Source organism: Rahnella sp. PD4 (assembly GCF_049199325.1).
In the GTDB taxonomy this organism is placed as follows: Bacteria; Pseudomonadota; Gammaproteobacteria; order Enterobacterales; family Enterobacteriaceae; genus Rahnella; species Rahnella perminowiae.
In genome coordinates this window covers 286,514-299,262 of the sequence record NZ_JBLZQF010000005.1, presented here as the reverse complement: position 1 = coordinate 299,262, position 12,749 = coordinate 286,514, and the positions used below count along the sequence as shown (strand labels likewise).

Annotated in this window: 11 protein-coding genes; 5 read left to right on the top strand and 6 right to left on the bottom strand. The window is 54.2% G+C overall.

From position 1 onward, the window contains the following. Positions 1-45: 45 nt before the first annotated feature. The 6 genes from ACOZIO_RS15360 to ACOZIO_RS15335 form a co-directional block, all read right to left on the bottom strand. Entirely contained in the window at positions 46-1,332 is a 1,287-nt protein-coding gene (locus ACOZIO_RS15360; protein ID WP_129954062.1) for an MFS transporter, read from the bottom strand. Positions 1,333-1,391: 59 nt separating this feature from the next. Next, positions 1,392-3,518: an alpha-galactosidase gene (locus ACOZIO_RS15355; RefSeq protein WP_421595472.1), complete on the bottom strand. Its 2,127-nt coding sequence runs from the start codon at positions 3,516-3,518 to the stop codon at positions 1,392-1,394. 141 nt (positions 3,519-3,659) lie between these two features. After that, on the bottom strand, positions 3,660-4,667 hold the full coding sequence (locus ACOZIO_RS15350; RefSeq protein WP_129991542.1) for a LacI family DNA-binding transcriptional regulator: 1,008 nt from the start codon (positions 4,665-4,667) through the stop codon (positions 3,660-3,662). A 103-nt stretch (positions 4,668-4,770) separates the two neighbouring features. Continuing rightward, positions 4,771-5,433 carry an OmpA family lipoprotein gene (locus ACOZIO_RS15345; protein WP_129991541.1) on the bottom strand — a complete coding sequence of 221 codons (663 nt, stop codon included), beginning with the start codon at positions 5,431-5,433 and terminating at the stop codon, positions 4,771-4,773. A gap of 221 nt (positions 5,434-5,654) precedes the next feature. Continuing rightward, entirely contained in the window at positions 5,655-6,098 is a 444-nt protein-coding gene (locus ACOZIO_RS15340; RefSeq protein WP_129954054.1) for an N-acetyltransferase, read from the bottom strand. Next, a complete protein-coding gene (locus tag ACOZIO_RS15335; RefSeq protein ID WP_129954052.1) occupies positions 6,095-6,667 on the bottom strand; it encodes a DNA-3-methyladenine glycosylase I in 573 nt (190 codons plus the stop codon). Before ACOZIO_RS15335 ends, ACOZIO_RS15340 begins: the two co-directional genes overlap by 4 nt. 191 nt (positions 6,668-6,858) lie before the next feature. Between ACOZIO_RS15335 and ACOZIO_RS15330 the strand changes: the two genes are divergently transcribed. The 5 genes from ACOZIO_RS15330 (at position 6,859) to glyS (ending at position 12,702) form a co-directional block, all read left to right on the top strand. Then, positions 6,859-8,865, top strand: a complete 2,007-nt coding sequence (locus tag ACOZIO_RS15330) for an autotransporter outer membrane beta-barrel domain-containing protein (protein ID WP_421595471.1) — start codon at positions 6,859-6,861, stop codon at positions 8,863-8,865. Positions 8,866-8,940: 75 nt separating this feature from the next. After that, entirely contained in the window at positions 8,941-9,189 is a 249-nt protein-coding gene (locus tag ACOZIO_RS15325) for a type II toxin-antitoxin system Phd/YefM family antitoxin (protein WP_129991539.1), read from the top strand. Further along, positions 9,179-9,463, top strand: coding sequence for a type II toxin-antitoxin system RelE family toxin (locus tag ACOZIO_RS15320; RefSeq protein WP_421595470.1), 285 nt, complete (start codon positions 9,179-9,181; stop codon positions 9,461-9,463). Before ACOZIO_RS15325 ends, ACOZIO_RS15320 begins: the two co-directional genes overlap by 11 nt. Before the next feature lie 245 nt (positions 9,464-9,708). After that, the gene (gene glyQ, locus ACOZIO_RS15315) at positions 9,709-10,623 is read left to right on the top strand and encodes a glycine--tRNA ligase subunit alpha (RefSeq protein WP_014333298.1); all 915 of its coding nucleotides are present in this window, start codon (positions 9,709-9,711) and stop codon (positions 10,621-10,623) included. 9 nt (positions 10,624-10,632) lie between these two features. Continuing rightward, positions 10,633-12,702: a glycine--tRNA ligase subunit beta gene (glyS, locus tag ACOZIO_RS15310; RefSeq protein WP_129954047.1), complete on the top strand. Its 2,070-nt coding sequence runs from the start codon at positions 10,633-10,635 to the stop codon at positions 12,700-12,702. The last annotated feature ends 47 nt before the right edge of the window (positions 12,703-12,749 follow it).

Genomic DNA, 12,749 nt, shown 5'->3' with positions numbered 1-12,749 from the left:
TCCCACGGAGACTAGCACAGAGTGCCGAAAGGCTGCACCCGCCAGTCAGCGCAAACTTTCTGCCGTGTGTATTGGCGGCGTGGCTTCTGCCTTTGGCCGGCTGCTCAGGGTAAATGCCGAAATGATCGTGACCCCGAAGGCGATACCGCCGAGGATCAGATAAGTATCGCTGAATCCTATCCGGTCATACAAATTCCCCGCGAAGGCCGAAAGGAAAATCGCCGCCAGCTGTTTGGCAAAGTTAAAGCCGATCAGATAAAGGGTCGCGGAGAACCGGACATCAAAAATCTGTGTGATGTATTTGAATACGCCAACCAGCAGGAATGGGACTTCCAGCGCGTGCAGCATCTTCAGTAAAATCACTTCGATTGCCGTGGTGGCAAACGACGAACCGACAATGCGGATAGACATAATCGTACCCGCCAGCAGTAAGGTGTTTTTTGCGCCGATACGGTTAATGATCCACGGTGAACAGAACATAATCAGTGCGTTACACAGCTCGCCTGCCGTGGTGACATAGCCGAACATTTCGGTGCCCTGCTGCGGGGAAGCGAAGAAGGTTTTGAAGAAGGTGGCGAATTGTTGATCGAATACGTCATAGACACAGGCCACGCCAACCACATATAAAATCAGCATCCACAGCTTGCGTTCTTTCAGCAATAAAGCTGCCGTTTTCAGCGAGAATTGCGACTGATTGGCGCCAAGTTTATTCAAAACCAGCGCGTTTTTGTTTTCCTGCGGACGGGCAATCAACAGCAGAATCATCAGGATCACCGCTGCGCCGGAACCCATCCAGAACACAATATCCGGGTTGATGTTAAACAGCACGCCTGCCGTTGAAGCACAAATCCCCCAGCCGAAACAGCCGAACATCCGCGCCTTGCCGTATTCAAACGAACTGTTGCGGCTGACCCTTTCGATATAGGCCTCGGTTGCACCTGAACCGCCCGCAAACACGAAACCGATATAGGCGCCGCCGAGTATCGCGCCGAGCACGATATTCAGTTTTAACAAGGGCGCGAAAACGTAAATAAAGAACGGCGCGAACAGAAACAGCAGTACGGCGATGATCCACAGAAGGTGTTTCTTCAGGCCGAGCTTGTCAGAAATGATGCCGAAAACCGGCTGAAACAGAATGGCAAACAAAGACATGCTGGAAAACACAATGCCGGTTTCCGTTTTACTCAGGCCGATAATGTCAGAAAGCCAGATGGGTAAAAACGGATAACAGGTCGCCATGATGAAAAAATAGAGGAAGAAATAGCTGCCAAATATCCAGAAATTAGTATTGTTTTTATAGAAGCAACGATCGGAGGTTTGTGTAGGGGTCATAGTGATTTCCTTGCCGAAACCATGAAAACCGGCACTGTCGTACCGGCGTATTTTTGTTGTTATCGGACTTCTTCGAAGCCCAGAAGCAGGGCACTTTCAGGATCCAGCACCGGCAGCGTCAGCCCGGCATTTGCCAGCCATTCGCCGCTCAATACCGGAGATTCATGCAGCCACGCCGGTTGCGCACGCATGGTGTGACCGCTGCCGCCGCCTGCCAGCAATGGCGGTTCGTCCAGCACCGTCACGCGATAACGTGCGGCGGGTTTCAGCCCCGGCACGCGCAAGGCACCAGGCAATGACCAGGTGGGCATCGCCAGCTGACTGATCAGGAATACGGCGTGATCGGCGTTTTGACTGACCACTCCGTTAATCAGCACCGTCTTGTCATGGGTATCCACCCGATACACGTTTCCGCTGTGCAATAACGGCCGAAGCTGCTGATGAAGCCGGGTGTATTTCGCGAAACCTGCGCGTTCGGCCTCACCTTCTTTCACCGGATCCAGCTCAATACCCATGTGTCCGAACAGCGCCGTCAGTCCGCGAAATTCAATGCTGTGCTGGCGCGAGGTGGCGTGGCACAGTTTGTTGCCGATATGTGATCCCATGACTTCCGGTGGGAAAAAATAGCTCATACCGCGCTGGATTTTCTGCCGTTCCAGCGCGTCATTATTGTCGGAAGTCCAGAAACGGTGGCTGCGTTTAAGCACTTCATAATCAATGCGGCCACCGCCGGATGCGCAGGATTCAAACTCAATGTGCGGGAAGCGTTCGCCCAGTACATCCAGCAGATGGTAAAATTGCTGCGTCTGTGTTGTCAGCGCCGCGCGGCCTTCATGCCCCGGCTGCACAATTTCGCGGTTCATGTCCCATTTCACATAATCCACATCGTGCTCACCGAGCAGCCAGCTCATGCGTTCCAACAGATAGTCAAAGACCTGCCGGTTGTTCAGATCAAGCACATACTGATGTCGTCCGCTGGGTTGCTGATAGCCGGGTAATGCCAGTAGCCAGTCAGGATGCGCACGGTATAAATCGGAATCCGGGTTAATCATTTCCGGCTCGACCCAGATACCAAATTCCATGCCGAGTTTTTTGACATGGTCGATCACCGGTTTCAGGCCGTGCGGGTACTTTTTCTCGTCGAGATACCAGTCACCCAGGGCCGCACGGTCATGATCACGTCCCCGGAACCAGCCGTCGTCGATAATGAAGCGTTCAACGCCTAACGCCGCTGATTCGGTGGCCATCTGCATGATGTAGTCAGGATCATGTTTGAAATAAATCCCTTCCCAGGTATTAAGGTGTACAGGCCGTGGTTTTTGATCCGGGAAGCGCAGAATCTGTTCGCGCACAAAGCGGTGGAATTGCTGGCTCATGCCATTCAGGCCAGTCCTGGAAAAGCCGGCATACAGCCACGGGGTTTCCAGCGTTTCGCCTTGTTCCAGTTTTTGCTCACCCGGAAAATACAGTGCTTCGGCTTGCACCAGACGGCGACCGTCGACTTTAATGTCAGCGCGCAGCCTGTGGTTGCCACTCCAGCCCAGATGCATTCCCCAGACCTCACCCTGTTCTTCGCTGAAACCCGGATGACCGATCATCATTGCCGGGAAATATTCGGAGGAGGTTTTCCCCCGGCGGTTTTCCTGAATGATGCCGCCGTGATCGAGCAGGGTACGGTGTGGCTGAAATTCCCTGATCCAGCGGCCATGAAAAGCCATCACTTCGGCGGCACGTTCCGGCAGCGGCAGCGTGACGGCCAGTCGCGTCACCTGATAGGCGCCGGGTTTAAGATTGGTCAGGGCATTGCGCGTCTGCAAAATGCCGCTGTCATCCAGACGCAATTCGCTGCGAAATTGCAGGCCGGCGATGGGATCTTCAGTGAGGAGAATCAGCTGATTGCCGTCGTGCTCCACCTGCGTGGTATTAAACACCGGTGACCAGTCCAGCCCGTCGCGATGGCCTTCCATGCCCGGCGCACCAAAGGAACCACGTCCGGTATCTGCGCTGACATTCACCGGCGCTTCCACATCAATCCGGCCATTGGGCACCGCGCGGCTCAGGGAAATGATGTCATCGGCTGAAAACTGGCTGAGGCGGTTACCCCAGTAAAGGATTTCGGCGAACGGGGTGCAGCGGACGATCAGGCTGGTGTGCGCGGCGGTTAAATGGACGAACTGGTTTTCCATAGTTTCACGACTCCGTCAGAAAAATTGTGACTGCAAAAAAGCGGGTTAGTCGGATTACTATGGATCCGAAACGTTTCGGATGGGAAATGTGTAGCGTCAGATTTGTGATATAGGGTGGAAAAATAATCGAAAGGGGAAGTATCAGCGTGGTGGATGTGCGGTAACGCCCGCCTGTAATTCCGGCTGCCACAGAACCTGTAAATCCTTCAGCGGTTCATTGCGGATAAGCGACATTGTCATATTAGCGATTTGCAGCCCCACCGCTTCGCGGGTGCCCTGACGGACGGCGGTCACTGCCACATCCGGCACGCTGTCGTACGGCAATCCGTCAAAGATAATCAGCGACACAGCGCCGCTGAGCAACAAACCGGCTTCATGCAACGCCAGTGCTGCGCCTTCACCGTGCATATTGCAGTCGCAGACAATTGCCGTAGGCGGCACCGGTAATGCCAGCATTGCCTGCGTGGCCTGATAACCGGCCCGACGGCTTGGATTGATTTTATGCATATAGCCGGTGTTCACCGGCAGCGCGTTTATCCGCAACCCGTCAAGATATCCCTGATAGCGCTGGCCGATAAAAGATTGCTGATTATTTTCGCCGAGAAACGCGATGCGCCGATGGCCGAGCGCGGCGAGGTGATCCACCGCCATCTGCATACCGGCGCGGTTATCGAAATCGAACCAGGCATAATCCTGTGTCAGACACCCGCTGCGGCCGAGGGCCAGAAACGGGAAATTACGTTGCTGCAAATCCAGCAGCCGGGGATCGTTGTCAAGTGTATGCGCCACCAGCATCGCATCGACGCGTTTGCTTTCAATCAGACGCTGCCACGAAAACGTGCCCAGTTCGTCCGGCACCAGTAACAGATCGATTTCATGTTTGGCCAGCTCACGCGTGATACAACCGACCATTTCGATAAACGCAGAATTACTTAAAGGATGGGAACTGAAGGGGAAAATGAGGCCAACGGCGTCGATCTTACCCATTTTTAAGCGGCGGGCGAGGGTGTTAGGACGATATCCGCGCGCATTTGCCGCCGCCTGAACCCGGGCTTTGGTCTCTGCTGAAACGTCGTCGTAACCGTTCAGCGCACGGCTGACTGTGGTTACGGAAATACCGAGATCTTTCGCGATTGCTTTCAGAGACATACTGACACCCGTAACGCAGTTTGGAAGGGACGTTGCGGGAGAATATCATAAGCCAAACAAAACGGGGCCATTTGGCCCCGTGATGACAGAGAGTCTGCAAACTTTATTGCAACGGGCTCAGCGTGATTTCTACACGACGGTTTTGCGCTTTGCCGGCTTCAGTGCTGTTGCTGGCGATCGGATTATCCGGGCCTGCGCCGGTGGTGTGTACGCGGCTGCCTTCAACGCCCTGGGTGATCAGTGCGCTGCCCACGCCGTCAGCACGTTGCTGCGACAATTTCATGTTGAGTGCGCGGGTACCGGTGCTGTCGGTGTAACCGATCACGTTAACCGCGGTTTTCGGATACTCTTTCAGTACCATCGCCACGCCGGTCAGCGTATTTGCGCCTGCCGGTTTCAGCGTACTGCTGTTGGTGTCGAAGGTGACATTATTCGGCATATTCAGCACGATATTGTCGCCCTGACGCGTCACGCTGACGCCGGTGCCTTTCATTTTGTCTCGCAGTTTAGCTTCCTGCACATCCATGTAATAACCTGCACCGCCACCCAGTGCGGCACCCGCTGCGGCACCGATCAGGGCGCCTTTGCCGCGATCATGTTTAGAGGAAGACAGCATCCCGACACCGGCGCCAAGCGCGGCACCAAGACCTGCGCCAATGCCGGATTTCCCTGCTTCTGATTCGCCGGTGTAAGGGTTAGTGGTACAGGCTGACAGGCCCAGGGTGACGCAAAGTACGCCCGCAACCACAAGTAATCTTTTGCTCATCTTATTTCCTTCAGGATGTTTATTATTTAGAACTTTACCGCTGCATTATGACTACCTGCTTTCCAACAAGTTGCACAAAAAAAGGTGTCAAAACATAAACAAATGCAACGGGAGGACATCAGTCCTGCGGCGTTCCGGCGCTCTTTATGCGCAATTTTGGCAGGTTAAGCAGTAGGAGAATTCCGGATATCCGTTTTTGTATTTTTTCGTATTTTAGGAACTTATTCTGAAAGGGGACAATACCAGCGCAGAATATACGTTGGCAGATCAGTCCCGGGATGGCGGGTGTTGGCAGTTATCTCAAAATTTTCCTTACGGTAGAACGAGACGGCGCGATGATTCTGCTGGTAAACCTCCAGTAACAGCACCGGATATGCCTCTTTTGCCGCCGCCATCAGACGCCGGGCGGTGCCATCTCCGTAGTGTGAGGCTTCGACAAACAGTGCGCCGATAAACTGCTGATTCAGCACACTGATGAAGCCGCAAACCTGATCATTTTCGTCGCAATCAACCCAGGTTCTGGCTTTGGGCAGAAAATCTTCCCTGACCATTTGCAGGCTTTCAATCCAGTAGGATTCGGCGATAAACGCGTGGGAAAGCAATGAACTGCGCAGCCAGAGCATGAGAATGGCTTCGGTATCGGCGGGCCGCGCAGCGCGGATCATGACGGCTGATTCGCAGGGTGACAGAAGCAATAGGACTGATGATCGTTCACCAGCCCTGCCGCCTGCATAAAGGCATAACAAATTGTCGGGCCGGTAAACTTAAAGCCTTTCTTTTTCAGTGCCCTGGACATGGCGTCTGACACAGCGGTGGTGGCCGGAATACCTTCCGGGCCCAGCGGATTATTGATGACCGGTTGGCCGCCAACAAAATTCCAGATGAATTCAGAGAAGTCTTCACCATTGGCCTGCATCGCCAGATACGCCTGTGCGTTGACGATAATGGCTTTGATTTTGCCGCGATGGCGGATGATGCCGGCGTCGAGCACCAACTGCTCGACGTCATCATCGGTCATTTTTGCAATGCGTACCGGGTCAAAGTGATGGAAATTCTGGCGATAGTTGTCGCGCTTTCTCAGCACGGTGATCCACGACAGGCCGGCCTGCTGACCTTCCAGACACAACATTTCAAACAATTCACGGCCATCTTTCACCGGCACGCCCCATTCTTTGTCGTGATACTCGAGGTAAATCGGTTCTTTCGAAACCCAGCTGCATCGGGTGGTTGCCATTCTGTCGTCCTTATAAGGGGCCTAAATGCGTGGCGTCAGTGTGTGGCTTCTCGGATAACTCTGCAACGTCGCAATTTCTCAACTCCCGCCTTGACGCTGGTCGGATCTGAACAATATTTAAAGCCAATCATTACGCAATCCTTACGTTTAATCCTTGCGTTGAACGCCATTATTTTAGGGAAATTACCGTTATGGCAGACAGAAATACATCCATTTTACGACTCTCCCGGGGGGCACTCGCGGTGGCGCTGTGTCTCGGCTTACAGATGCCCGCGCAGGCGTTTGATCAGCTTTATGTTTTTGGTGACAGCCTGAGCGACACGGGTAACATCGGCCGCTGGACCTTCGACAGCAGTTCCCATCAGCTCTATGACGAGATCCTGGCGAACAATATCGGCACCACGTTAACCCCGTCTTCAAAAGGGGGTCTGAACTATGCCGAAGGCGGTGGTGTGGCGGTGCCGGGGCTGGATTCCGATTACACCACCCAGGATCAGGTGAAAAGCTATCTGGCTTCGACCGGCGGTAAAGCCGATCCTAACGGCCTGTATGTTCACTGGATTGGCGGCAATGATCTGGCGGCGGCAGCGCTCAGCCTGAACCCGGTCACCGCGGCAGAGATTGCGACGAACAGCGCGACGCAGGCTGCCTCACAGGTGAATGATTTACTCAAAGCCGGTGCCGGCACAGTGGTGGTACCGACGGTGCCAAACATTGGCCTGACACCTGTGCTGATGGAAGGTATTGTTCAGGTCGGACTGCTGCCGGTGCAGCAACAGGCGCTGGAAGCCGCATACCAGTATCTGAATGCGCAAAACACGCCAAACGCTGACGCCCGCACCGGGGCTATTCATAGTGCGCTGGCGGCCGCTGCGGCAGAAGGTTCGAATATTCCGCTGGTGCAGGACATTCTCGCCAAAGGACTGGCAGCGGCTTACGACGCGCTGAAAGACGTGGCGGGCGGGCTGACCGATACCTATAACACCACCGAAGATATCGCACTGGCCAGAACCGGCGGCAACATTGTGCGTGTGGATATCAACGGACTGTTCAACGAAGTGGTGGCTGATCCGGCGTTGTACGGTTTCGCCAATACCGCCGGAACGGCCTGCCCGGTCGGCACATCAGCCTCGGAATGCACTTCGAATTTGCCGGGTTTCGACAGCAGCAAAGCCTTCCTGTTTTCTGACCATTTCCACCCGACCCCGCAGGCTCACGCGCTGATGGCTCAGTATATGCAGTCGGTTATCGATGGTCCGCTCGAAGCCTCCGCACTGAGTCAGGGATCGCTGTCGCTGGCACGAAATACTCAGGGATTGCTCGACAGCCGTTATCAGCAACTGCGCACCCAGGATAACGACGCCGGGACATTCGGCATGTTCGGCGGTTATGCCGGACAAAGTGCGGACAGTAAATTCAGCCCGTCGATGGGGTTGGGTGATGGCGATCTGACGTCTCACTCGCTGAATATCGGCATGGATTATCAGATGACCGATCGCTGGATGATGGGGCTGATGATTTCCGGTTCCGATGATAAGGATGATCCGACCGATCATTACAGCTACCGCACGCGCGGCTGGATGGCGACCGCATTCACCGGTATCAAAATCGCCGAAAATGGCTGGATCAACGGGGACGTGCATTACGGCTCGCTTAATTATGACGACATCAAACGCCGCATTACACTCGGGCCCGCCACCCGTACCGAGCGTGGCGAAACGGAAGGCAAACAGATCGGCGGGCGCGTTACGGCGGGCTGGGATTTCCCGGTTTTGCCGGTGCTGAAAACCGGGCCGGTGGCGCAATATAGCTGGGATTACAGCAGCGTCGACGGCTACAGCGAGAAGGGTAACAACAGCACATCAATGCGTTTTGGTGATCAGACTTCCCATTCACAAGTCGGTGCGCTCGGCTGGCGTGTCAATGCCGAACTCGGCATCGTCAATCCGTATGCGCAGGTCACGTATGACCGCCAGTTTGGGGATAATACTTACACCACCACCGGCGCGATTAAATCCACCCGCACCCGGTTCAGCCGTACCACCGGCGAGCAGGATGACGACTGGGTGGATATGACGGCGGGCTTAAACGTGCAAATCACCCACAGCATTTCAGCCTTTGCCGCTATCTCACAAACTACCGGACTGGATTCCGGCGAACAAACCTCCTACAACGCCGGGCTGAGCGCACGGTTTTAAAACATATCTTTAAGAGTGCTTTAAAAGGTGTCTTTAAAAGCTATACTGATGGCATAACATGAAAGGAGAAAAACGATGCCATTTGAAATACTCACTTCCTCAGCTGCAAGTATCACTGAGCTAAAACGTGACCCGATGGGAACGTTTAGCGCAGGTGAGGGCGAAGCGGTGGCCATCCTTAACCGTAACGAGCCCGCTTTTTATTGTGTTCCACCCGATGTTTACGCCTATTTTCTGAGTCTTGCAGAAGACGTCGAATTGAACCGCATAATGGATGCGCGGCAGGGTGAAGAAAGGATAGGGCTGACACTGGATGACCTATAAACTCAACTTTTTCCAATCAGCTTTAAAAGAATGGAAAGCACTTGCCCCAACGATCAAGGAACAATTTAAAAAGAAACTGGCTGAGCGGCTGGAGAATCCCCACGTGGCTTCTGCCCGCTTATGCGGCCCTAAAAACAACCGCTATAAAATCAAATTAAAGAGTCTTGGTTACCGGCTGGTTTATCAGGTAGAGGAGCAGGAAATCGTGGTGACCGTTGTCGCCGTGGGTAAACGCGAAGGCAACGAAGCGTACAAACTGGCTGAGAAGCGGTAAATACTTGCGTCTCCAAAGCCAATCCGGCAGAACGGATGTGTCATTCTGGCTGATTATCTTCCGTTCAGCGGGTATACTGTCGCACTCTCTAATACACGTCATATTTCAAGTTGCAGATGCGTTGACTGCGCTCGCTCACCCCGGTCACTTAGTTATCTAAGCTCCCGGGGATTCACGAGCTTGTCGCCTTCCTGCAACTCGAAGTATTTTGTGTATACACCCACTTTCTCGCGTGCGAAACCAACATGCAAAAGTTTGATACCAAGACATTTCAGGGCCTGATCCTGACACTGCAGGATTATTGGGCGCAGCAGGGCTGCACCATTGTTCAACCACTGGATATGGAAGTTGGCGCGGGCACATCGCACCCGATGACCAGCCTGCGCGCACTCGGCCCTGAGCCTTTTGCGGCAGCCTATGTTCAGCCATCACGCCGTCCGACTGACGGTCGCTACGGCGAAAACCCGAACCGCCTGCAGCACTATTATCAGTTCCAGGTGATGATCAAACCTTCACCGGAAAACATTCAGGAGCTGTACCTCGGCTCGCTGAAAGAGCTGGGCCTCGACCCGCTGATCCACGATATTCGCTTTGTTGAAGACAACTGGGAAAACCCGACGCTCGGCGCCTGGGGCCTCGGCTGGGAAGTGTGGCTGAACGGCATGGAAGTGACACAGTTCACTTACTTCCAGCAGGTCGGTGGCCTGGAATGTAAACCGGTGACCGGTGAAATCACTTACGGTCTGGAACGTCTGGCGATGTATATCCAGGGCGTGGACAGCGTTTACGATCTGGTGTGGAGCAACGGTCCGCTGGGCAAAACGACGTACGGTGACGTGTTCCATCAGAATGAAGTAGAACAATCTACTTACAACTTCGAATACGCCGATGTTGATTTCCTCTTCACCTGTTTTGAACAGCACGAGAAAGAAGCGCAAACCCTGCTGGCGCTCGAAAAGCCACTGGCGCTGCCTGCTTACGAGCGCATCCTGAAAGCGGCACATTGCTTCAACCTGCTTGACGCCCGTAAAGCGATTTCTGTGACTGAACGTCAGCGCTACATTCTGCGCATCCGTACCCTGACTAAAGCGGTAGCTGAGGCGTATTACGCCTCCCGCGAAGTGTTGGGCTTCCCGATGTGCAAAAAGAACGAGAAGTGAGATAAGTCCATGACTGAAAAAACATTTCTGGTGGAAATCGGCACGGAAGAACTGCCACCGAAGGCTCTGCGCAGCCTTGCTGAATCATTTGCGGCCAACCTGACTGCGGAGCTGGATGCGGCGAATCTGCCACACGGCGATGTAAAATGGTTTGCAGCACCGCGCCGTCTGGCGCTGAAAGTCTCCGGACTGCACGAATCACAGGCTGACCGCGAAGTTGAAAAACGCGGTCCGGCTGTGGCGCAGGCGTTTGATGCTGAAGGCAAACCGGGCAAAGCCGCTGAAGGCTGGGCTCGCGGTTGCGGTATCACGGTGGATCAGGCCGATCGTCTGGTCACTGACAAAGGTGAATGGCTGGTTTACCGTGCGCACGTCAAAGGCGAAAGCGCACAACAGCTGCTGCCTGCGATGATTGCAACTTCATTGTCCAAATTGCCGATCCCTAAACTGATGCGCTGGGGCGATTCCGACGTGCAGTTCGTGCGTCCGGTGCATACCGTCACCCTATTGTTAGGCGATGAACTGATCCCGGCGAAAATCCTCGGTATTGATTCCGCCCGCACTATTCGCGGTCACCGCTTCATGGGTGAGCCGGAGTTCACGATTGATAATGCCGATCAGTATCCGCAAATTCTGCTGGAACGCGGCAAAGTGATCGCTGATTACGAAGAGCGTAAAGCACTGATCAAACGTGATGCTGAAAAAGCAGCGAAAGAGATTGGCGGTATCGCTGATCTGAGCGAAAGCCTGCTGGAAGAAGTCGCATCTCTGGTGGAATGGCCGGTGGTACTGACGGCTAAATTCGAAGAGAAATTCCTGGCGGTGCCGGCAGAAGCGCTGGTTTACACCATGAAAGGTGACCAGAAGTATTTCCCGGTGTATGACGCCGCAGGTAAACTTCTGCCGAACTTTATCTTCGTGGCTAACATCGAATCGAAAGATCCGCAGCAAATCATCTCCGGTAACGAGAAGGTGGTGCGCCCGCGCCTGGCTGATGCCGAGTTCTTCTTTAACACCGACCGCAAAAAACGTCTCGAAGATAACCTGCCGCGTCTGGAAACCGTATTGTTCCAGAAACAGCTGGGGACGCTGCGCGACAAAACCGACCGTATTCAGGCGCTGTCTGGCTGGATCGCTGAGAAAATCGGTGCCAACGTTGAGAACGCAAAACGCGCCGGTCTGCTGTCAAAATGCGACCTGATGACCAACATGGTCTTCGAGTTCACCGACACGCAGGGCGTGATGGGCATGCACTATGCGCGTCACGACGGCGAGCAGGAAGAAGTTGCCGTTGCGCTGAACGAACAGTATCAGCCACGCTTTGCGGGCGACGAATTACCGGCTTCGCAGGTGGCATGCGCGCTGGCTATCGCGGATAAGATGGACACTCTGGCCGGTATCTTTGGTATCGGTCAACATCCGAAAGGCGACAAAGACCCGTTCGCGCTGCGTCGTGCCGCGCTGGGCGTTCTGCGTATTCTTGTTGAAAAAAACCTGTCGCTCGATCTGCAAACCCTGACTGAAGAAGCGGTGCGTCTGTATGGCGACAAGCTGACCAACACCAGGGTTGTTGATGATGTGGTTGATTTTATGCTCGGGCGTTTCCGTGCGTGGTATCAGGAAGAAGGTCATGCGGTCGATACTATTCAGGCTGTGCTGGCACGCCGTCCGACCAAACCGGCTGATTTCGATGCCCGTGTGAAAGCGGTGAGTTACTTCCGTACGCTGGACGAAGCGGCAACGCTGGCTGCGGCCAACAAGCGTGTCTCCAACATTCTGGCCAAATCCACGGATGTCCTGTTCGATCACGTCCACGCATCGGTGCTGAAAGAACCTGCTGAGCTGAAACTGGCAACGCATCTGGTGGTGTTGCGCGACAAACTGGAACCGCTGTTTGCGGCTGGTCAGTACAAAGAAGCGCTGGTGGAGCTGGCTGCATTGCGTGAAACCGTCGATACGTTCTTTGACACCGTCATGGTGATGGACGAGAACGAAGCGGTGCGGATTAACCGTCTGACACTGCTGTCCAAACTGCGTGAGCTGTTCCTGCAGGTCGCGGATATTTCGCTGCTTCAGTAAGGGTAGTTCGGTAATGAAAAAGCCAGTTCAAAATCGTATTTGAACTG

Bases quoted from the DNA above. Each gene is read 5' to 3' on its own strand.
- ACOZIO_RS15340 (WP_129954054.1), bottom strand. From the start codon at position 6,098: ATGATCCGCGCTGCGCGGCCCGCCGATACCGAAGCCATTCTCATGCTC.
- ACOZIO_RS15350 (WP_129991542.1), bottom strand. From the start codon at position 4,667: ATGTCTCTGAAAGCAATCGCGAAAGATCTCGGTATTTCCGTAACCACA.
- glyS (WP_129954047.1), top strand. From the start codon at position 10,633: ATGACTGAAAAAACATTTCTGGTGGAAATCGGCACGGAAGAACTGCCA.
- ACOZIO_RS15320 (WP_421595470.1), top strand. From the start codon at position 9,179: ATGACCTATAAACTCAACTTTTTCCAATCAGCTTTAAAAGAATGGAAA.
- ACOZIO_RS15335 (WP_129954052.1), bottom strand. From the start codon at position 6,667: ATGGCAACCACCCGATGCAGCTGGGTTTCGAAAGAACCGATTTACCTC.
- ACOZIO_RS15355 (WP_421595472.1), bottom strand. From the start codon at position 3,518: ATGGAAAACCAGTTCGTCCATTTAACCGCCGCGCACACCAGCCTGATC.
- ACOZIO_RS15345 (WP_129991541.1), bottom strand. From the start codon at position 5,433: ATGAGCAAAAGATTACTTGTGGTTGCGGGCGTACTTTGCGTCACCCTG.
- glyQ (WP_014333298.1), top strand. From the start codon at position 9,709: ATGCAAAAGTTTGATACCAAGACATTTCAGGGCCTGATCCTGACACTG.
- ACOZIO_RS15330 (WP_421595471.1), top strand. From the start codon at position 6,859: ATGGCAGACAGAAATACATCCATTTTACGACTCTCCCGGGGGGCACTC.
- ACOZIO_RS15325 (WP_129991539.1), top strand. From the start codon at position 8,941: ATGCCATTTGAAATACTCACTTCCTCAGCTGCAAGTATCACTGAGCTA.
- ACOZIO_RS15360 (WP_129954062.1), bottom strand. From the start codon at position 1,332: ATGACCCCTACACAAACCTCCGATCGTTGCTTCTATAAAAACAATACT.